This is a genomic window from Gordonia metallireducens (genome assembly GCF_021245825.1).
Classification (GTDB): Bacteria; Actinomycetota; Actinomycetes; order Mycobacteriales; family Mycobacteriaceae; genus Gordonia; species Gordonia namibiensis.
In genome coordinates, this window is the sequence record NZ_JAJQJP010000002.1 from 249,222 (window position 1) to 269,926 (window position 20,705).

The window sequence follows — 20,705 nt, forward strand, 5'->3', positions numbered from 1 at the left end:
GTGCAGTTCCCCTTCGAATCCGAACGTCGGCTCGGCAACGAGCACCTGTTCCTGCGCGGACTGGCGACGATCATCGTCGCGGCGATCGTCGTCGGCGTGCTGATCGCCAAGTCCAACGGCGATCTCGACGAACACGTCGAGGTGAAGGCCATGCTCGGGGAGGTGGGCGACGGCCTGCCCACCCGCTCCGACGTCAAGTACCGCGGCGTTCTCGTGGGTGCGGTCGACAAGGTCACCCCCGCCATCGACGGCGGCACCAACGTCGTCGACATCGATCTGAAACCGCAGTACGCCGACGGGATCCCGTCGACTGTCACGGCCCGCGTGGTGCCCGGCAACGTCTTCGCGGTGTCGTCGATCCAGCTGATCGACAACGGCCCCGCCCCACACATCACCGACGGCGCGGAGATCTTCCAGGACGACAGCGAGGCAACGATCCAGTTCCAGACCGCGCTCACCAAGTTGCGGGACATCGTCGGTGCCATGAGCCGCTCGCGGTCGGATTCGACGATCGGTGTCATCACCGCGCTTGCCGAGGCAACCGACCGGCGAGGCGATGACCTGGTCGCGGCCGGCCGACAGCTCGAACAGATCGTCACGGAGACCAACGCGCTCATGGAACCCGGCGACGGCCCGTCGACGATCCGCTCGTTCAACGACGCCGTTCGCGGACTCGACCGTTCCGCGCCCGACCTGCTCGACGCGGTCCACAGTTCGGTGGTACCGATGCGCACGGTCGCCGAAAAGGAGATGGCGCTCACCAACTTCCTGGCCGCAGGCGCCACAACGCTCGGCACCGCGACCACGGCCATGGACAACAACACCGCGCGGATGATCACCATCTCGACCAACCTGACCCCGGTCATCGGTGTACTCGCCGACAACGCACCGTCGTTCGTCCCGATCACGACCCGGCTCGCGGTGGTCGCCGACAAGTTCAACGAGCACGTCTACGACGCCGACACCGGTTTGGCCACCTCGAAGATGATCCTGTCGCTGTCGCCGAACCGGACCTACGTCCGCGCCGACTGCCCGCGCTACGGGAATCTCGAAGGGGCGAGCTGCAAGACGGCCCCGGTCTCCGCGCGTCCCTACGGATTTCCCAAGCAGCTCGATCCCAAGAAGTACGAGCTGCCCGCCGGCTACAAGCTCCCGCCGGGGTACAAGCTCCCGGCCGGGCTGATGGGCGGGAACGTCGGACCCGTCGGCAGCAAAGCCGAGGTCGAGCAACTGCGCAAGATCCTGGGAAAGGACGCGACGCCCGCGGCGATGATGCTGCTCGCACCGTTGCTACGCGGCAACAGGGTCGAGATCAGCCCGGACACCGGTGACAAGAAGCCCGCCGCACCTCGAGCAGGGGAGGGAGGTCCTCGATGAGCACATTCCGGAAGTCCCTCATCACGCTGTCGTTGTTCCTCGTCATCTCACTCGTGTTGTCGTGGTTCGTCTATGTCACGTTGCAGCGCAACGTCAACGGGGCCACCCGCGAGTACAGCGCGGTCTTCACCGACGTCAGCGGTCTGCGTCCCGGCGACGACGTCCGGGTCGCCAGCGTACGGGTCGGTCGGGTCGACAAGATCGAACTCGAGAAGACCGTTGCCCGGGTGACCTTCGAGGTCCAGGACGACCAGACGCTCTACACCAGCACGCGGGCGTCGGTTACCTACCAGAACATCATCGGCCAGCGCTATCTCGGCCTCCTCGCCGGTGACACCGACTCCTCGGCGGAACCACTCCGCGACGGGGGCGAGATCCCGCTCGACCAGACCGAGCCGTCCTTCGACATCGCCGGTCTGCTCAACGGCTTCGAACCGCTCTTCAGCGTTCTCGACCCCGACCAGGTACAGAACATCACCCAGACGATCATCACGGCCCTGCAGGGTGACAAGGGATCGTTGACCTCCCTGATCGCCCAGACGTCGACGCTGGCCGAATCCTTCGCCGGACCCGACAACGTTCTCGGGGACCTCATCGTCAGCCTCGACCAGGTGACCGCGTCGCTGGCCGGTCAGTCGGGGAGCGTCGAGAGCCTCATCTCGAACATGCGCGATGTGTTCACGACACTCAATTCCCGGCAGGGTGAGCTCGTCAGCTCGATCGATCAGATCACGCAGACGATCGGGCGAACAGCAGTGGTGTTCAACAACATCGAGCCCAGCCTCTCGGATCTGGTGGCGAGGGAGCCCGGGTTCACCGGTCACATCGTCAGCAACGCCGAGAAGTTCGCGTACCTGTTCTACAACGTGCCCCTGGCGATGCAGGGCCTCGCCCGCTTCTCACAGGAGAGCACGGCGGCGAACGCCTACATCTGCAACGTCAACGTCACGATCATCCCCGGCCTGTCGCACATGATCCCCGGCATCCTCGCCGGGGTCACCCCGGGCGGGAAGATCCAACAATCCCCGGTCTGCAGGTGAACATGCTGAACAAGATGAGGTCGATGAAGCGACCGTCGCTGTCGAAACCGACGTTGTCCAACCCGTTCAAGGGGCGGCTCGAGGATCAGAGCAATTTCAAGCTGGGGATCAGCGCAATCCTGATCCTGTGTCTCGTGGTGCTGGCCATCGTCGGCATCGGCCGGCTGGGCATCGGGGACAAGACCTACGACGCCGAATTCGTCCAGGCTGCACAGATTTCCGGTGGCGACCAGGTCACCGCGGCCGGCGTCCCGATCGGCACGGTCACCGGAGTGAAGCTCGCCGGCGACCGAGTGATCGTGTCGATGAAGATCGACGGCGACGTCGAACTCGGTGCCGACACCAAGGCGGCCATCAAGCTGACAACGCTGCTCGGTTCCCGGTACGTCGAGATCCAGCCCGCGGGTGAGGGCCGAGTCCCCGACGACGTCATCCCGCTGGCCAACACGTCGGTGCCCTACGACCTGCAGACCGCCCTGGCGAACGCCACGACCACCTTCGAACAGGTCGACGCCAAACGCATCGCGGATTCGATGACGGTGCTGTCCGACCAACTCGACGGTGCGCCGTACGTGATGCCGCAGGCGCTGAAGAACATCGAGAACCTCTCGACCATCATCGCCGACCGGCGGACCCAGATCGGCCAGCTCCTCGCCAGCACCAACGAGCTGACGACCGCGATCCGCAACCAGCAGGTCGCGTTGGGCCAGATGGTCGTTCGTGGTGAGCAACTCGTCACCGAGCTGGTGACCCGCATCAACTCGCTGCAGCAGCTGATCAAGTCCACCACCCGACTGATCGGCAACCTCCATCAGATCGTCGGCGTACAGGGTCCGCAGGTCACCCAGTTGCTTCAGAACATGGAGACCCTGCTCGGCGCCGTGGCCCGCCGGGAAGACGTGCTGCGGAACACGCTGCAGATCATGCCCGTACCGATCCGCAACTTCGCGAACGCGACCGGCTACGGCAACAACCTCGAGTTCGGCGCTCCCGCAGGTGCTCTCGTGGACGCCTGGATGTGTGCGGTCAGTGGGCAGGCGAAGATGATGTCGCTCGCCGAGTACTTCAAGGAGTGCAAGTGATGTCCAGAGTCATCGCACACCCGCTGCTGATCCTGGCCGCGGCGGCGCTCCTGCTGACCGGGTGCTCGATCGGATCCAATCCGTTCGAGGACAAGATCACCGTCACCGCCGAATTCGACAACGCCAACGGCCTCTACGTCGGCAACTCGGTGGACGTGCTCGGGATGTCCATCGGGAAGGTCACCGAGATCGAGGCGAAGGGTGGTTACGCGCTCGTCACCATGGAGATCGACGGGGACATCAAGATCCCCGCAACCGCCGAGGCCGTGACCGTCTCGACGTCGATCCTCACCGACCGTCACGTCGAACTCACCCCTGTGTACCGCGACGGGCCGACGATGCAGAACGGCGACACGATCGGCCTCGATCGCACCCGCACACCGATCGAGTTCGACCGGATCCTCAACATGGTCGAGCGTCTGTCGAGCGAACTCGGCGGCAACGGCGACAGCAAGGGCGAAGGCCCGGTGGCCGATCTGATGGCGGTGAGCGTCGCGATGACCGAGGGCAACGGTCAGTCCATGCGGGATGCCCTCGGCGATCTCGAACGCGCGCTGCGCCTCAGTGAGGACGGCGGCGCACATTCGCGGCGGGACATCACCGCGATCGCGGCGAACCTCGCCACCCTCAGTGAGGCCGCCGCGAACAACGACGCCGTCATCCGTGACCTCGGATCCGGATTCGCGCAGATGTCGTCGTTCCTGGCATCCGAGGACCTGGGCACCGGGACCACCGGAAAGCAACTCAACGACCTGCTGAAGGAAACCCAGGCCCTGCTCATCACCAATCGAGAGACACTGAAGAACACGCTGTCGAGCACCAACACCGTGACCGCGGCCATGGTCGACTACCGACGCAATCTGTCCGAGTTCTTCGACGTCGCACCGATGCTCATGGACAACGTCTACAACGCCATCGACCAGGAAGCCGGAGCACTGCGCGTGCACGGTCTCGTCGACAAACTCCTCCTCGACGGCCAAGCGGTCAAGGAGGTGTGCAACCTCCTCGACCTACGCCAACTCGGTTGCTCCACCGGCACACTGCAGGACTTCGGGCCCGACTTCGGGGCCACGTCGATCCTCGCCGCCCTCGTGGAGAACTCGAAATGAGCGCCAGGACAGGTCGGGTCGGTAGACCGGCGACAGCTGTCGCCGTCGGCTTGGCCGCGGTGCTGGGCGTGAGCGGCTGCGGGGTGGGGCTCGAACAGCTCCCGCTGCCGGCTCCCGGGGCCGCCGATGCCACGTACACGCTGACCGCTCGCTTCACGAACGCCCTCAATCTTCCTCAGGGGGCGAAGGTGCGCGTGCTGGGTGCAGATGTGGGTTCGGTTGCCACGATGAAGGCGGAGAATTTCACCGCGATCGTCGACCTCCGGATCCAGTCGTCCACCTCGCTGCCGGTGGGCACGACCGCCGAACTGCGTTCGGCCACACCGCTCGGCGACGTCTTCGTCGCGCTCGAGCCGCCACCCGAAGGCCAGGACACCAGGGGTGAACTACAGAACGGTGACCAGCTGTCGGTGGACGACACGTCGTCGGCGGCCACCGTCGAAGAAGTCCTCGTCACCAGTGCGCTGCTGGTGAACGGTGGTGCGGTTCGCAATCTCGTGAAGGTCGTCAACGGCCTCGGTGAAGCGGTCGGTCCGGACGGTGAGTCGGTCGCGAATCTGGTAGATGAGTCGACCGATCTGATCTCGACCCTGTCCAACCGTACGGGCGAGATCAACCGTGCCATGCGCAACACCAGTGACCTCGCGACCACTCTCGGTGCTCGACAGAAGGATCTGACCGCGGCGATCAGTGCCGCCGCCCCGGCGGTCGGAGCGCTGTCGGCCAACACCGGGCAGGTACTCGACATGGTCGCCAACGTCGACCGGCTCACCGAACTCATCGGACAGTTCCCCTCCGTCAAGGGCACCGACAGCCGCAGCACCATCGCCGACATAAACAAGCTGTCCTACTGGTTCAACGCGGCGTCGCTGAACCCGAACGCCAACATGAACGCGGTGAATTCGATTCTGGCGCCGCTGGTCAAGGCCTCGAGCTCGACCTCCGCACACGCGAACATCGACATCGAGGCAATCGCCCTGGGAGTCGTCGGCGACCCCAACCACAAGGCCGACCCCGGGATGCGCGTGCCGGACGCGACGGACGTGATCAACGTGATCGGCAGCATCTCCTACCTGCTCGACAAGCTGTACAAGCAGTCGACGGGAGGCCGATGATGGGGATCCGCAGGGCTGCAGAGCCGGTCGCGGCCGGACTCGTCGGAGCCGTCCGGTGGGGTCGCGCCCGACGCCTGATCCTGTCCGGCGTCGCGCTGGCACTCACCCTGGTCCTCGGTGTCGCCTACCTACTCTTCGGTGCGCTCCGCATCAACCCCGGCGCGTCGCAGATGACCATCCGGGTCAACCTGCTCAACTCCGGTGGGCTGCTGGCCGGCCAGGACGTCACGATGCGCGGTGTCTCCATCGGTCGGGTCTCCGCGGTCGACCTCAGCGAGTCCGGTGTCGTCGCGGTGGTGCGCGTGTCCACCGACACCAAGATCCCCGCCGACACCGCCGTTCGGGTGTCGGGACTCTCCCCGGCCGGCGAGCAGTACCTGGACTTCCGTCCGGCGAACGGCGACGGCCCTTATCTGACCGACAACGCCGTCATCGATGCCAAACGCACCACGACGCCCACTCCCATCGCCGAGGTCCTCGAAGGCCTGCAAGGGACGCTCGACCAGATCAACCCCGAAGAGTTGGAGGTCGTGGTCAAGGAACTCGGGGTCTCGCCCCAGGGCGTGGAAAAGCTCGACAACATCGTCAACGGCGGGATCTTCATGCTGTCGACGTTGCACACCGCGCTGCCGAACACCACGTCGTTGCTCAAGTCCAGCAAGGTGATGCTCGGGACGCTGGGGGAGACCGCACCGAAGATCCGGACGATGTCCGCCGACCTCCGCAATGTGTTCACCGGTGTGGAGAAGATGGACGGCGGGTTCCGGCGCCTCGTCGACCAGGGGCCGGCGACCATGGCCGCGGTGGACACGATGTTCGCCGACAACTCGCCCACGATGGTGCAGCTGCTCGGCAATCTGGTCACGATCTCGAAGCTGTCGTACCTGAGAGTGCCCGCGCTGGAAGCGATCTGGCCCGATCATCGCGGTTCAGTGCTCGAGGCCATCGGTTCGACGTTCCGTGACGGCGGGACCTGGGGCATCGTCGACGTCTACGAACGCTACGTCTGCGACTACGACCTGCCCCGAAAGCCGCCGGCGATCCCGGACTATCCGATGCCGTACCTGTACACCTACTGCAACGACCCCGACCCGGCGATCCTCGTCCGCGGTGCGCGCAACGCTCCGCATCCGGCGGGGGAGGAATACCTCTCCGGCCCGCCGCCGAACGTCGACCCGCGGGCGACCGCAGATCCGCCTCCGCGCGGCCCGCTGACCATTCCCACGCCCTATGGAGGACCGAAGGTTCCGCTGCCACCGCCACCGCAGTGACCCGCGGCGTGTCCACACGCCCGGCGGAACCTCCACCTCGAGAAAGGAATCACCATGAAGACCGATATGGCAGTCGAGACCGACACCGACGCAACTGATGCCATCGTCGCCGACCAGGACGACACGACGTCGACCACCGTCGACGACAAGTCGACCGAGACGGAGTCCGAGACGAAGGCCGGGAAGGAGTCACCGAAGTCGACGACAACATCGACGGGCAAGAAGTCGGCGAAGGGCGCCGAGGCCACCACAGACGACGACAGCGCCGAGACCGAGCCCTCCACCGGAGATGGCGGACGTCCGGTGGGACGCACGCCCGCCCGATTCGGTTGGGGCGCCGCAGGCGTCGGGTTGCTCGCGGTCATCACGATCGCAGCCTCCGCGCTGGCGATCGTCTTCGGCCTCCAGCTCAAGAACCGCATCGACATCGAGAACGCCGGTCAGGAGGCCCTGCGGACCGCGGAGAACTATGCCGTCGCACTCACCAGCATCGACACCCGCAACCTCGACCGGGACTTCGCGCGCGTACTCGAAGGTGCGACCGGCGAGTTCAAGGACATGTACTCGAGCTCGAGCTCTCAGCTCCGGCAGTTGCTCGTCGACAATCAGGCCACTGGCAAGGGCACCGTGATCGACGCGGGGATCAAGTCCCAGTCCGAGAACAAGGTCGAGGTGATGCTGTTCGTCGATCAGACGGTGACGAACACGGCCAGCCCGGATCCTCGCCTGGATCGCAGCCGCATCCTGATGACGATGGAGAAGGTCGACGGGCGCTGGCTCGCATCGAAGGTCGAACTGCCCTGACCGTTCCGGCGAATCCGATCCCCGCACATAGGTGACGAAGTAAACTATGTCGCACCCGGCGTCCGATGTTGGCGCCTGCACACGGCGGGAGACCACACCATGCAGCAGACCTTGAAGGCCCTGGCCGAGACGTCGTTCGCGATCTCTCCCTGGGCCCCGGCCCCCAAACCCTCGAATGTCGGCGAGGTGGACGCTGCCTTCTTGACCAAGGTCCTCGCCGCCACCACGCCGGGGGCGGTGGCCGAGAGCGTGACCCGGCTCGACGGCACGTCGGGAACCACCGACCGCAACCGCCTCGGTATCCAGTGGAACCGCGTCGGCCTCGACGCCGGGCTGCCCGCCAGTGTCTTCATCAAGTCGACGCCCCTGAATGCGAAGAACCGGACCATGGTGGCGGCGCTCGACATGGCGGTCAACGAGGTGAAGTTCTACGAGCAGATCCGTCCGCAGCTCGACGACTCGATCGCCCCGAAGTCGTACTTCGCGCATGCCGGCCACGGAGCCCGGCATCTGCTCGTCCTCGAGGACCTCGAAGCCGCCGGTGCCACTTTCCCGTTCAGCATCGAAGAGATCACCCTTCCGGGGGTCGAGGCGATCATGCGAACGCTGGCAAAGGTGCACGCACAGTTCTGGAACAGCCCTCGGCTCGCGTCAGATCTGCCGTGGATCGCCCCTGAATCGGCGCGCCCGGGATTCCCGTTGCTGCTGTGGCAGTTCCGCAAGGTGCGCAAGACGATCCTGAACGACGAGAGCGTCGAGATCCCGCCGGCCGCCCGGCGGATGGCGGAGTTCGCGAACCAGAACGACAAAGCGCTGCATGCGAAATGGGAGCAAGGGCCGCAGACCATGCTGCACGGCGACTCCCACATCGGTAACACCTACCTCAAGCCCGACGGTACTGCCGGCCTCCTGGACTGGCAGGTCATCCACCGCGGCCCGGGTCTGCGCGAGGTCAGCTACATGATGACCCACTCGACCCCCGCCGACATCCGCCGTGGAAACGAGGAGAAGCTCCTCCGGGCCTACCTCGACACCCTCGAGGACGAAGGTGTCGACGACGCGCCCACTTTCGATCAGGCGTGGGAAGCGCTCCGCTTCTTCGCCTTCGACGCCTGGGACTCCATCGCCATCTGCAAGGTGTGGCCCGGATTGCAGCCGCCCGACCGTGTCGAACTCGCCTTCGCGGCCGCGAACTCCATGGTCGAGGACCTCGAGGTCGACAAGGCCATCAAGGCGGCCCTCGCCTGAGTACCGGCACCGGATCCGACCGAGCGCGCCGTCCCACAGTGGGACGGCGCGCTCGTCGTTAGGAGACCTGCTGCTCACGAGTCCGCCGGTTGACGACCGGAATGCGAGCACTTCGCACGGGAACAATGATCAGCGTCCTCGTGGTCGGTGAATCACCGTGCCGTACAACCATTTTGGAGACAACAATGGTTGCTGTGAGCGCGCCGGAAAGCGAATAGAATACGACTGACTTGTCGCGTTATTCTCGGTTCCATGGTGATCCAAGACACAGCACGACCCGCTGTTGAGTCGACCCCGTCGGCCGCGCCCGTGCCGCACAAGCGCACGGTGTTCGACTGGGCGGTGGACAAGTCCTTCCAAGGGATCCGCGACGAGTTCTTCCGCAACGTCCAGTTCACCGAACCCAAGGGCGATCCCGGGTGGTTCGGTCCCGGCAGTGCGGTCTGGTACATCCACGAGCATCTCCCGACGGTGCAGATCGCGATGGGTGCCGCCGCGATGATGGAGACCCTTCACCCCGACATGGCGTGGATGGCGTACGAGCACACGCGCGCCATCGAACGGATCAACGGCGTCCCGACCGGACAGTTCGACGAGAAGGCGATGTCGTCCCGCTCCGGCCACACCCTCTCGTTCTTCTTCGGCGTCGCGATGGCGTCGACCCCGGTGGCCGAACGGGTGTCGAAGACAGTTCGCGGGATGCACAACCGCATCGAGGGTGTCCGTCCCGACGGTCACCCCTACAAGGCCAGCGACCCTGATCTGCTGACGTGGAACTACTGCACCCAGGCGTGGGCGCTCGCGGCGTCGCACCAGGCGTTCCATCCTGACCCGCTGAGCGATGACCGTCTCGAGGAGTTCTTCCACGACTACGCGCGGATGGGTCGGGAGCTCGGGGGAGCGAACGTGCCGACCACCAAGGACGGCGTCGACAAGTACCTCGCCGATTCGCTGCCGTTCCTGGCCGTGACGATGCCGACCGTCGAGCTCCTCAACCCGACCGCACCGTGGCGCTACCCGGCGTGGCAGCGCCCGCTGATGACCCTCGTCGACTGGGCGATCCAGGACCTGCACCCGGAGTGGGCGCAGAAGCTCATGAACACCAAGCAGTATCCGAGGCCGGTTGCCGCCGCCCGTCGACGTGCAGTGAAGGCGCTACTGGGTTCGTTCCGCGACGGCAAGATGAAAGAGGTCTACGAGTCCTACGAACGCGTGGGCGTGCCATACCCCCGGAACTGACCGATCTGTTCTCGGCGCGGGCCCGCAGACATCATGTCTGCGGGCCCGCCCCGCGTATCCGCGCAGCGGCGTTGACATGCAAGCAAATACTTGCCTATCGTCAGGTGTGGCCGACGTGTTCCATGCTCTCGACGATCCGACGCGGCGTGCGATTCTCGACGAACTCGCCGACCGCGACGGTCAGACGCTGTTCGAGATCTGCGGACGGCTCACCACGAAGCGGGGCTTGAGCCTGACCCGCCAGGCCATCTCGCAGCATCTCGGGGTACTCGAGGCCGCCGGACTGGTCCACACCGAGAAACGCGGGCGCGCCAAGTTCCATTACTTCGATCCGGCGCCGCTGGCAGAGATCACCAAACGGTGGCCGCTGACACGAAAGGCATGACATGCGAATCACCCTGACCTCGATCTTCGTCGACGACCAGCGCAAGGCGCTGAGTATCTACACCGATGTACTCGGCTTCACCAAACACCACGACATCCCCATGGGAGAGAACACCTGGTGGCTCACCGTCAAGTCGCCGGAGGCGCCGGACAGCGCCGAACTCTTGCTGGAGCCGGCCGGGCATCCGGCGGTGAAGCCCTACCGGGACGCGCTCGTCGAAGACGGTATCCCGTTGGCGCAGTTCACCGTCGACGATGTCGAGGCGGAGTACCGGCGCCTCCGGGGACACGGTGTCGTCTTCACCCAGGAACCGACCGACGTCGGTACCGCGGTCGTGGCAGTCTTCGACGACACCTGCGGGAATCTGATCCAGATCGCCGCGATCAAAGAAGACTGACGAGCGGGTCCTCTCAGAGTTCGGTCGCGCGCGGATGACGCGGCTCGTAAAGTCCGATCGACGCGCCTCCCGGCAACCGGAATCCGGTGAGAACGCCCCATCCTTCATCGGTGACCTCGTCGAACTCGACGCCGGATTCGGCCAGCTTCGCCATCGTCTCCTGCAGGTCGTCGGCCATCAGGTACAGCTCGTGGCGGGTCTCGCCGTCGGTGGGATGCACCGCGAGCTCGGCGGGCGGCAACCTGAAGATCAGCCAGCCGTGCCCCGCGTCGACATGCGGATACTCGAGGACGTTCTGGAAGAACGCCCGGTCCGCGTCGGCGTCGTTGCTGTAGATGATGACGTGCGCACCCGAGATGGCCATGGCTCCACGAATGCAGACCGGCGCCGATCGGTGGAAGAGAATGACGCATGACCCGCTCGGAGGCCTTCGTGCGGTTTACTGGTCCGATGAGCAACGTCGCGTCTCGGTTCACCTGTGCCGCACTCGCAGTGGCCGCCGTTGCGGCTGCCATGGTCGGAGTCGGGTCGGCGGCGGCAGCGCCCACGGTCCTGGCCCCTGGGACGGAAGGCCTGGTTCCCGGTCTCGCCGCGTCGTACACGCTCGCCTCGAATGAGGCTCGGGCGCAGGGGGTTTCGATCTGGGTCACCTCGGGGAAGCGGTCCGAAGCCGAGCAACGACAGCTCTGGCGGAACGCGATCGCCACCTACGGCAGCCCTGACGCCGCCCGACGCTGGGTCCTGCCCGCCGAGGAGTCGCCACACGTTCGGGGTAAGGCCGTTGACGTCGGCCCGTGGGACGGCGCGGCGTGGCTCGAACGGAACGGTCACCGGTGGGGGCTGTGCCGGACCTTCGTCAACGAGTGGTGGCATTTCGAGTTGGCGACCACCCCGGGAACTCCGTGTCCGCCGATGTGGCCCGATGCCGCAGTCCGGGCGGATCGGCGCGGGAATTGACCCATCGGTCGTAGGCTGTCGATCGACGGGTCGCACGCTCGTCATCTCCTCACACGGACCGAGAGCCGGTCCTCGTGATCAGGAGGTCGACCATGCACTACTCACTCTTGCTGCACTACCCCGAGCACGACGCCTCGACGCTCGGCGACGAAGCCATCCAGGCCGGTCAGGCCGCATTCTCGGCCTACACCCGTGCGCTGCAGGATGCCGGCGTCCTCGTGAGTGCCGAAGTGCTGCGGCACTCGACCGCCTCCACGACGATCCGGAAGGTCGACGGCGAGCTCGTCGTTCAGGACGGACCCTTCGCAGACACGAAGGAGCAGCTCGGCGGAACGATCATCATCGATGTCGCCGACCTGGACGCGGCCATCGAGTGGGCTCGTCAGGCGCCTCCGATCGAGTGGGGCGTCATCGAGATCCGTCCCGGTGCGACGTACACCGTGAACGGGGTCTGGACCCCCAACGAATGACCCCCAACGAATGACCCCCAACGAGTGACACCGAGCGGATGACCGGGGAACGCACCACCCGGGACGGGGCGCACGCCGCCGCCGATCATGCCGCACGCGAATCGTATTCGCGGCTGGTCGGATTTCTCGCCGCGGCTTCCGGCGACCTCGCACTCGCCGAGGACGCGTTGGCGACCGCCTTCGAACGCGCGCTGAGCACGTGGCCGGTGAACGGCACACCCGAGAATCCCGCCGCGTGGCTCCTCACCGTTGCCCGTAACCACCAGCGAGACGTCTGGAAATCAGCGGTACATCGGAAGTCGACCGAAATCGACGACCGGGCCGACGCAGTGGGGGAGGTGAGCGTGACACCCTTCGACGAACTCGACCCCGATGCCATCGGCGACAAGCGTCTCGAGCTGCTGTTCACCTGTGCGCACCCGGCGATCGACCCCGCCATCCGGACACCGCTGATGTTGCAGGCGGTGCTCGGGTTCGAGGCAGCCGATGTCGCCGCGGCGTTCGCGGTGGCGCCCGCGACGATGGCACAGCGCCTCGTACGCGCGAAGCGACGCATCCGGGACGCCCGCATCCCGTTCGTCGTGCCCGACCGCGCCGCGATGCCGGCACGCCTGTCGGCGGTCCTCGAGGCGGTCTACGGGTGCTTCGCCATCGCCTGGAACGAGACGAACGGTTCCGCCACCGGCGCTGTCGACTCGATGGCCGGGGAGGCGCTGTATCTGGCGGTGACGCTCGCCGATCTCCTCGACGACGAACCCGAGGCATGGGGTCTGGCCGCGCTCATCGCCCTCTCTTTGTCGCGGGCGCCCGCCCGTACCGGACCGTTCGTCCCTCTGGAGGAACAGGACACCGACCGGTGGAACAGAGACCTGATCCGCGACGGCGAGGCGATGCTGCATCGTGCCGCATCCCTCGACGCGCCGATGGGACGGTTTCAGCTCGAGGCCGCGATGCAGTCGGTGCACACCGATCGTGCACGCACCGGTGTCGTTGCCTGGGACGCCCTCCGGTCACTGTCGTCCGCGCTCGTCGTCGTCACCCCGACCCTGGGTGCACGGGTGGCGCACGCCGCGATCGTGGGGCGCGCGGTGTCACCGGCCGAAGGTCTGGCCTTGCTCGACCAACTCGAGTCGGAGCACGATCTCGACGACTTCCAGCCGTTCCATGCCACTCGGGCGGATCTGCTGTTCCGCAACGGCGCGACGGCCGCCGCACGGCACCACTTCGAGCGTGCGGCAACGCTGACACGTGACCCTCATGTCCGCGAGTGGCTACAGCACCGATCGGGTGGCGTGTACTGATCCCTATTCGGTCGGCGACGTTCGAGTCGCGGCGGACGAGACCCGGTGCCATAGGAGTGGGCTAACTCTTCCATAGGAGCAAATCATCGGCTGCACAGCGCTTTCCGCACGGTTCACGGCCTAGGGTGATGACTCGGTACGACAAGTCGGACAACGGGTGTCCGCCGCCATTGGGAGGCCGAAATGACCGCAATCGCCGAGGCCGTCACCGACCTGACCTCCGAGCCCCACCGCTCACGCCGCAACCACTGGAACAACCAGGTCCGCCGGCACGCGCGGATGACCCCCGATGAGCCCGCGCTCACCTTCCTCGGCGAGACCCGCACGTGGAAGCAGATCGAGGAGCGGTCCCGTGCCTTTGCCGCAGCGTTGAGCCGACGCGGCGTGGGATTCGGCGACCGGGTCATGATGGCGCTGCTCAATCGGACCGAGTACGCCGAGGCGATCCTGGGAGCGACCCTCATCGGCGCGATCGCAGTACCGGTGAACATCCGTAACAGTCCAGGTGAGATGGCCTACCTCATGACCGACAGCGGCGCGGAGGTCGTCGTCACCGAGACTGCGCTGACCGGCGTCGTCGACGCCGCACGCGAGCTCGGTGGGGTCGCGGACACCGTGATCGTCGTCGGCGAGAGCGACACACCCGGCCATCTCCGGTTCGAGGACCTCATCGCCGAGGACGCGTCCGACCTTCCGCTGGTCGACGTCCCCGAAGATGCCGTCGCGATCATCATGTACACCTCGGGCACCACCGGTCGACCCAAGGGCGCGATGCTGACCCATCAGAACTTCCAGTCGCAGGCCGTCACGTCGACCTCCACGACGAACCCGCAGGTCGGCGACGTCGCGTCGATCGTCCCACCGATGTTTCACATCGCCGGTCTCGCCACCTTCGCGATGGTCTTCTACCGCGGCATCCGCGCGGTGATCCACCCGCTCGGATCCTTCGATCCCGACATCATGCTCGACACCCTCGAGCGGGAGGGATCGACGTCGGTGTTCATGGTGCCCGCACAGTGGCAGGCCGTGTGCGCCGCGCAGCAGGCCCGCCCCCGGGCCCTGCGACTGCGGCACCTCAGCTGGGGCGGCGCGCCGGCGTCGGACACCGTGCTCAACGCCATCAACGAGACGTTTCCCGGCGTGCTGAACATGACGTCGTTCGGGCAGACCGAGATGTCGCCGGTGACCTGCATCCTCGACGGCAAGGACGCCCTGCGGAAGATCGGGTCGATCGGCAAGGTGGTGCCCGCGGTGACCGCGCGGGTCGTCGATCCGATCATGAACGATGTCGAGCCGGGCGAGGTGGGGGAGATCGTCTATCGCGGACCGACCCTGATGAAGGGCTACTGGAACAAGCCCGAGGAGACCGCCGATGCCTTCCGCGGCGGGTGGTTCCACTCGGGTGACCTGGTCCGCCAGGACGAGGACGGTTTCCTGTTCGTGGTCGACCGCGCCAAGGACATGGTGATCTCCGGCGGCGAGAACATCTACTGCGCCGAGGTCGAGAACGTCCTCTACGGCCACCCGAGTGTCGCCGAGGCAGCGGTCATCGGCCGGGCGGACCCGAAATGGGGCGAGGTGCCCGTCGCCGTCGTCGTCCTCGCCGACGGTGTCGACGACCTGACCCTGGCCGGGTTGGAGCCTCACCTGAACGAGAACCTGGCCCGTTTCAAGCACCCCAAGGACCTCGTGATCGTCGACGAACTGCCGCGCAACGCCGGCGGCAAGGTCACGAAACCCGTGCTGCGACAGCGCTTCGGCAGCAAGGACGCCGGTTTGTCCGATTGACCCGGCGAAAGCTCACGAGCAACCCGTCGAGTCTGCGTAGGGTGTGACGCAGACAACTGTGATGCAGGCAACAATGTCGAGCATCGCACGATCGACACGGGAGCCAGTGAATGACCGCAACGTACGAAGCCACCGCCGATCTGACCACCGAGCCGTACCGCTCGCGTCGCAACCACTGGAACAATCAGGTTCACCGGCATGCGCTCATGACGCCGGACAAGGTGGCGATCACGTACCTGGACAAGTCCACGACGTGGAAGCAACTCGACGACCGGTCGAGGGCTTTCGGCGCTGCGCTGAGCCGGCTCGGTGTGCAGTTCGGTGATCGCATCCTGATGGTGCTGCTCAACCGCACCGAGTACGTCGAGGCCGTCCTCGGTGCGACGCTCATCGGCGCGATCCCGGTTCCGGTGAACATCCGGATGAGCCCGGCCGAGGTCGCCTACCTTGTCTCGGACAGCGGGGCCAAGGTCATCGTGACCGAGAAACTCCTCGCACCCCTGGCCGACGCCGTGTCTACGTCCACCGGCGGGATCGACACCCTGATCGTCGTCGACGGCAGCGAGAACCCGCAGCACCTCGAGTACGAAGGCCTTCTCGCCCAGGGCGACGCGGACCTGCCGGCCGTCGACGTTCCCGAAGACACCGTCGCGGCGATCATGTACACCTCGGGCACCACCGGAAAGCCCAAGGGCGCCATGCTGACCCACCAGAACTTCCACGCCCAGGCGGTGACCACGATGGCCACCACCGCCAACGCGGACGCCGACGACGTGGCGTCGGTGGTGCCGCCGATGTTCCACATCGCAGGCCTGGCCGCCTTTGCCCCGGTCTTCTACCGTGGCGTCCGCGCCGTCATCCACCCGCTGGGCGCCTTCGACCCCGACGCCATGCTCGACACCCTCGAAAGAGAAGGCACCACGTCGGTGTTCATGGTGCCCGCGCAGTGGCAGGCGGTGTGTGCGGCCCAGAAGGCCCGTCCGCGAAAGCTTCGTCTGCGCAACATCAGCTGGGGTGCCGCCCCGGCGTCGGACACCGTGCTCAACGCCATGGGGGAGGCCTTCCCCGAGGCGCTCAACATGACCGCGTTCGGGCAGACCGAGATGTCCCCGGTGACGACGATCCTCGAGGGAAAAGACGCACTGCGTAAGAAGGGTTCGATCGGCAAGGTGGTGCCGGCCGTGACCGCGCGCATCGTCGACCCGCTGATGAACGACGTGAAGCCCGGCGAGGTGGGGGAGATCGTCTATCGCGGACCCAATCTGATGAAGGGCTATTGGAACAAGCCCGAAGCGACCGCAGAAGCTTTCCGCGGCGGGTGGTTCCACTCCGGCGACCTCGTCCGTGAGGACGAGGACGGTTTCCTCTTCGTCGTCGACCGCGCCAAGGACATGATCATCTCCGGCGGCGAGAACATCTACTGCGCCGAGGTCGAGAACGTCCTCTACAGCCACCCGGCGATCATGGAAGCAGCCATCATCGGTCGCGCCCACGAGAAATGGGGCGAGGTGCCGGTCGCTGTCGTCGTCCTCGCCGAGGGTGTCACCGACCTGACGCTGGCCGAACTGGAACCCCACCTCAACGAGAACCTGGCCCGTTTCAAGCATCCCAAGGACCTGGTCATCATCGACGAGCTGCCGCGCAACGCGGGCGGCAAGGTCGTCAAGCCGAAGCTGCGCGAGACCTACGGCAGCAAGGATGCCGGGCTGGCCGACTGACCGCTCCCGCGAGCACGAACGAATCAACCCGCCACCTCATCGAGGTGGCGGGTTGATCTTCTCAGTGGTGGGTCTGTCCGACCGTCACTTCTTTTTCTTCTTGTCCTTCGCCGGGCGGGTGGCCGCGAGTTCCCGGCCACGCCGGCGGTAGCGCCAGATGAACCAGCCGACGGCGATCGCCAGGACGATGCCGATGATCACGCCCCACAATGTTGCGGCGCGGAATCCGGGTGCGTCGACGTCGAAGATGCGTTCACCCGCGTGCGCCCCGTTACCGCCGCCCGCGACGACCGCCAGCGTCAGCAGGTTCGGGATCGCCACGATGACGCCGAGCACCGCGAAGCCGATCGCAGGGACGTTTCTCATCCGGCTGCGGCTCAGGAACGCGAACACGAAGAGCAACAGCGGGACGAACGTGCAGACGACACCCAGCACGAGGCCGGTCCAGACTCCGCTGGCCATCGACCCGTCGACCCGGCGACCGATCTGCCCGGCCCACCAGCGGGGTAGGAACGCCTCGAGGATGAAGTACGTGATCACCAGGAGGGCCGCGATGATCAGGCCGATGACGACCTTCTTGACGATCGTGTTCGCACGTTCGGCGGCCGTCGGCTTCAGCGGCGCCTCGGTCGTCGTCGGCGCTGTCGGTGGTGTCGAGCCGGCGGTGCCCGGCGGCATGTCGCCCGCCGGTGCCGACGTGGGCGGGAGCGGCGTGGTGTGCGACCCGGGCGGCGGATCGACCGGGTCTGGCGAATGGCCCGAGAACTGCTCGTTACTCATGAGGCCGAGTGTAAGCGCGGAAGATGAGCTTTCAGGTGCGACGCCGCCGACCATCTGCAGACGGCAGAGAATCGTCATCTCGAATCCCGCCGTAGATTCCCCGCCGCACGATCCACGGCTGCAGTACCGCGTCCACCGACCATGCGGGGAAACGGAATGACCGGCCGTTCGGTGCGAACACCTGCAGGCCGTCGTGCTGCGCGCCGAGGACCGACCCCCATCGTCGTCGGGGTGGCACATAGCTTCGTGCGCGGCCGGGCCGACCCGACAGGTCCGCGCGGATGTTGTGGGCGAGCAACCGGTCGGCGCGGTTGCGTGCCGAGCTTCGAAGAGCATCGGTCGCGGCGATGTCCCCGACGGCGTAGACGAGCTCGTGGCCGGGGACCCGCAGTTCCGGTGTCACACGGACGAACCCGTGATCATCGAGGATATCCGCGGGCAGCCAGTCGGAGTTCGGGGTGACCCGGCCGATCGCCCAGAGCACCGCGTCGGCGTGCACGGGTTGTTGCCCGGTGGACCATTGCACGGGTCCGGTGGTGATCTCGTCGCAGGCGAAGTCGTCGGGCACCCGCGCGCGGTGGCCGCCATGCACTCCGACGCCGAGGCTGCGCAGGCGCGCCGACACGTTCTGCCAGGTCCGATGGTGGTGACGAGGGAGCGCGCGGTCGCCGGGGTGGTAGAGGTCGATGTGCTTGTCCGGCCACGTCGCGGCCAGGTTCGCGACCGCACTCACCGCCGCGGCACCACCCCCGATCACCGCGATCGAATCCGCCTCCGCCAGCCGGGAATGCGCCGCGGCGAGGTCCCGGTCGACGTCGGTCGGGGACTGGAGACCGGGACGCCGCCAGAAGCCGTTGCGGACACCGGTTGCGATGACCAGGGCGTCGAACGGTTCGACGTGTTCGGTTCCGTCGGTACCGGTGACCGTCACCTTTCGTCCGTGGAGGTCGGCCGCGGTCAACGATCCGTGGACCGTGCGGACACCGTCCAGCTTGCGGAACCGATCGAACGCGATCCGGTAGTCGCGGGCCCAGGCCTCGGGCCGGCTGAGACGTAGCCCGAGTTCCTGACCACTGACCAGCCCGGGCTTCGACGAGATCCCGACGATGTCGGCGTGCCCGGACAGATGGATCGCGGTCAGTACTCCCGTGTCACCGAGGCCGGCGATGACGACGCGGGATCGGGTCATCCGGGGACGTGTTCGGTTTGCGGAGGTCGGGCACCGCGCGGCGGCCGGGGTACGAACAGCGACACCCGGTCGGCGACATCGGCGTAACCGGGACGCCGGGAGAGGCTGCGCTGCTCCATCATCGGGATACTCGCGCCGAGGAACATCGCCAGCATCACCACGACACCCACGAGCAACCACCACCAGTCCGAGGGTGAGGCGGCGATCCCGAACAGCGCCATCGCCACCCAGAAAGAGAACTCGCCGAAGTAGTTCGGGTGCCGGGACCACGACCACACGCCGGTGTCCAGGACCGCTCCCTGCGTGCGATGCGCCGCGAAACGACGCAACTGCGCGTCCGCCACGTACTCGAGGGCGATCGCGGCGAGGCCCACGACCGCAGCCAGTACCGTCAGCCAGGCGATCGTCGAACCCTGATGGGTCACCGCGACGTACACCGGCACCATGCCCAGGAACACCTGCGTGGTGGGGATGACGTGGATGGCGAACAGGTCGACGACGATCGCGGCACCCCCGGCACGCTCCTTGAGCATCCCGTAGCGCCAGTCCTCGTGATCCAGACCCGGCCACCCGGTCGCCCAGTTGGCGGTCAGCCGGATCGCCCAGACCCCGACGACGACGGCGATGACCCAGCAGTGCACAGCACCGGCACCGACATCGCCTGCAGCCCACCAGTACACCAGCAGCACTGGTGGGATGACGCTCCAATATGCGTCGTACATGCTCGAGTTCGCATACCAGCGGCTGAAGCCGAAGATCACCAGCGTCGCCCAGAGATCGGCGACGAGGGTGTCGAGCCACAGGTGGCCGGTGTCGGGCCCCAGCCACAACCACGCGGCGGCGACCCCGAGGGCGACCACGTAGGCGATGATCACATGCACGAACGACGTTGTCCGGCTCACGATGTCACGTCCCTGCCGTCGGCGGGTCAGAGTTGTTTCTCGATGGACCCGACCAGTTTCTCGGGTTTGGTTGCCGGTGCGAAGCGTTCGACGACCACACCGTCGCGATTCACCAGGAACTTGGTGAAATTCCACTTGATCCGGCCGCCGAAGACTCCCGACTTCTGCGTGCGCAGCCATTCGAAGAGGGGGTGGGCGTCCGGTCCGTTCACGTCGACCTTGGCGAACATCGGGAAGGTGACGTCGTAGGTCAGCGAGCAGAAGTTCTTGATCTCTTCCTCATTGCCGGGCTCCTGGTGTGCGAACTGATCGCACGGGAAGCCGAGGACTCGCAGACCCTGGTTGTGGTAGTCGCGATGCAGCGTCTCCAACCCCTGGTATTGCGGTGTGAAGCCGCACTTCGACGCGGTGTTCACGATCAGCAGTGGGTCGCCCTGGAACGTCGAGAGGTCGACCGGCTTGCCGTCGATCCCGGTCGCGGTGAAGTCATACGCGGAAGTCATGTCGCCACGCTACTTCCGGTCGGCGCACAG

General features: G+C 66.2%; 21 protein-coding genes. 16 read left to right on the forward strand and 5 right to left on the reverse strand.

Features of this window, described 5'->3' with window-relative positions:
• From LQD00_RS01100 to LQD00_RS01150, 11 genes are all read left to right on the forward strand, one after another.
• Positions 1 to 1,377 carry an MlaD family protein gene (locus LQD00_RS01100; protein ID WP_232715265.1) on the forward strand — a complete coding sequence of 459 codons (1,377 nt, stop codon included), beginning with the start codon at positions 1 to 3 and terminating at the stop codon, positions 1,375 to 1,377.
• A complete protein-coding gene (locus LQD00_RS01105) occupies positions 1,374 to 2,417 on the forward strand; it encodes an MCE family protein (protein WP_232715266.1) in 1,044 nt (347 codons plus the stop codon). Before LQD00_RS01100 ends, LQD00_RS01105 begins: the two co-directional genes overlap by 4 nt.
• 23 nt (positions 2,418 to 2,440) lie before the next feature.
• Positions 2,441 to 3,499, forward strand: coding sequence for an MCE family protein (locus tag LQD00_RS01110; protein WP_232715267.1), 1,059 nt, complete (start codon positions 2,441 to 2,443; stop codon positions 3,497 to 3,499).
• On the forward strand, positions 3,499 to 4,608 hold the full coding sequence (locus tag LQD00_RS01115) for an MlaD family protein (protein ID WP_232715268.1): 1,110 nt from the start codon (positions 3,499 to 3,501) through the stop codon (positions 4,606 to 4,608). Before LQD00_RS01110 ends, LQD00_RS01115 begins: the two co-directional genes overlap by 1 nt.
• Positions 4,605 to 5,723, forward strand: a complete 1,119-nt coding sequence (locus LQD00_RS01120) for an MlaD family protein (protein ID WP_232715269.1) — start codon at positions 4,605 to 4,607, stop codon at positions 5,721 to 5,723. Before LQD00_RS01115 ends, LQD00_RS01120 begins: the two co-directional genes overlap by 4 nt.
• Positions 5,723 to 6,994 (forward strand): MlaD family protein, encoded by a 1,272-nt coding sequence (locus LQD00_RS01125; protein WP_232715270.1) that lies wholly within the window; start codon positions 5,723 to 5,725, stop codon positions 6,992 to 6,994. Before LQD00_RS01120 ends, LQD00_RS01125 begins: the two co-directional genes overlap by 1 nt.
• Positions 6,995 to 7,048: 54 nt before the next feature.
• On the forward strand, positions 7,049 to 7,798 hold the full coding sequence (locus LQD00_RS01130; protein ID WP_232715271.1) for a hypothetical protein: 750 nt from the start codon (positions 7,049 to 7,051) through the stop codon (positions 7,796 to 7,798).
• 99 nt (positions 7,799 to 7,897) lie between these two features.
• Positions 7,898 to 9,046 (forward strand): ecdysteroid 22-kinase family protein, encoded by a 1,149-nt coding sequence (locus LQD00_RS01135; RefSeq protein ID WP_232715272.1) that lies wholly within the window; start codon positions 7,898 to 7,900, stop codon positions 9,044 to 9,046.
• Positions 9,047 to 9,298: 252 nt separating this feature from the next.
• Entirely contained in the window at positions 9,299 to 10,285 is a 987-nt protein-coding gene (locus LQD00_RS01140) for an oxygenase MpaB family protein (protein ID WP_232715273.1), read from the forward strand.
• A 76-nt stretch (positions 10,286 to 10,361) separates the two neighbouring features.
• Positions 10,362 to 10,670 carry an ArsR/SmtB family transcription factor gene (locus LQD00_RS01145; protein WP_232715274.1) on the forward strand — a complete coding sequence of 103 codons (309 nt, stop codon included), beginning with the start codon at positions 10,362 to 10,364 and terminating at the stop codon, positions 10,668 to 10,670.
• 1 nt (position 10,671) lies between these two features.
• Positions 10,672 to 11,067, forward strand: a complete 396-nt coding sequence (locus tag LQD00_RS01150; protein WP_232715275.1) for a VOC family protein — start codon at positions 10,672 to 10,674, stop codon at positions 11,065 to 11,067.
• 13 nt (positions 11,068 to 11,080) lie between these two features.
• Here LQD00_RS01150 and LQD00_RS01155 read toward each other — a convergent pair whose 3' ends face one another.
• Positions 11,081 to 11,431 carry a VOC family protein gene (locus LQD00_RS01155; protein WP_006864846.1) on the reverse strand — a complete coding sequence of 117 codons (351 nt, stop codon included), beginning with the start codon at positions 11,429 to 11,431 and terminating at the stop codon, positions 11,081 to 11,083.
• Positions 11,432 to 11,517: 86 nt separating this feature from the next.
• Between LQD00_RS01155 and LQD00_RS01160 the strand changes: the two genes are divergently transcribed.
• The 5 genes from LQD00_RS01160 to fadD5 (LQD00_RS01180) all read left to right on the forward strand — a co-directional run bounded on the left by LQD00_RS01160 (position 11,518) and on the right by fadD5 (LQD00_RS01180) (position 17,301).
• The gene (locus LQD00_RS01160; RefSeq protein WP_232715276.1) at positions 11,518 to 12,024 is read left to right on the forward strand and encodes a M15 family metallopeptidase; all 507 of its coding nucleotides are present in this window, start codon (positions 11,518 to 11,520) and stop codon (positions 12,022 to 12,024) included.
• A gap of 92 nt (positions 12,025 to 12,116) precedes the next feature.
• Positions 12,117 to 12,494 carry a YciI family protein gene (locus tag LQD00_RS01165; RefSeq protein WP_232715277.1) on the forward strand — a complete coding sequence of 126 codons (378 nt, stop codon included), beginning with the start codon at positions 12,117 to 12,119 and terminating at the stop codon, positions 12,492 to 12,494.
• A 38-nt stretch (positions 12,495 to 12,532) separates the two neighbouring features.
• Positions 12,533 to 13,795 (forward strand): RNA polymerase sigma factor, encoded by a 1,263-nt coding sequence (locus tag LQD00_RS01170; RefSeq protein ID WP_232715278.1) that lies wholly within the window; start codon positions 12,533 to 12,535, stop codon positions 13,793 to 13,795.
• A gap of 183 nt (positions 13,796 to 13,978) precedes the next feature.
• A complete protein-coding gene (fadD5, locus tag LQD00_RS01175) occupies positions 13,979 to 15,583 on the forward strand; it encodes a fatty-acid--CoA ligase FadD5 (protein WP_232715279.1) in 1,605 nt (534 codons plus the stop codon).
• A gap of 110 nt (positions 15,584 to 15,693) precedes the next feature.
• Complete coding sequence (fadD5, locus tag LQD00_RS01180) at positions 15,694 to 17,301, forward strand: fatty-acid--CoA ligase FadD5 (protein ID WP_232715280.1); 1,608 nt, start codon at positions 15,694 to 15,696, stop codon at positions 17,299 to 17,301.
• An 84-nt stretch (positions 17,302 to 17,385) separates the two neighbouring features.
• On the opposite strand, the gene LQD00_RS01185 is transcribed toward fadD5 (LQD00_RS01180), so the two are convergent.
• Genes LQD00_RS01185 through LQD00_RS01200 form a run of 4 tightly spaced genes read right to left on the reverse strand, consistent with a single transcriptional unit; the run spans position 17,386 to position 20,675 of the window.
• A complete protein-coding gene (locus LQD00_RS01185; RefSeq protein ID WP_232715281.1) occupies positions 17,386 to 18,081 on the reverse strand; it encodes a hypothetical protein in 696 nt (231 codons plus the stop codon).
• A gap of 31 nt (positions 18,082 to 18,112) precedes the next feature.
• A complete protein-coding gene (locus tag LQD00_RS01190) occupies positions 18,113 to 19,270 on the reverse strand; it encodes an FAD-dependent oxidoreductase (RefSeq protein ID WP_232715282.1) in 1,158 nt (385 codons plus the stop codon).
• The gene (locus LQD00_RS01195; protein WP_232715283.1) at positions 19,267 to 20,172 is read right to left on the reverse strand and encodes a DUF1295 domain-containing protein; all 906 of its coding nucleotides are present in this window, start codon (positions 20,170 to 20,172) and stop codon (positions 19,267 to 19,269) included. Before LQD00_RS01195 ends, LQD00_RS01190 begins: the two co-directional genes overlap by 4 nt.
• 26 nt (positions 20,173 to 20,198) lie before the next feature.
• Positions 20,199 to 20,675 carry a glutathione peroxidase gene (locus tag LQD00_RS01200; RefSeq protein WP_232715284.1) on the reverse strand — a complete coding sequence of 159 codons (477 nt, stop codon included), beginning with the start codon at positions 20,673 to 20,675 and terminating at the stop codon, positions 20,199 to 20,201.
• Between the last annotated feature and the right edge of the window lie 30 nt (positions 20,676 to 20,705).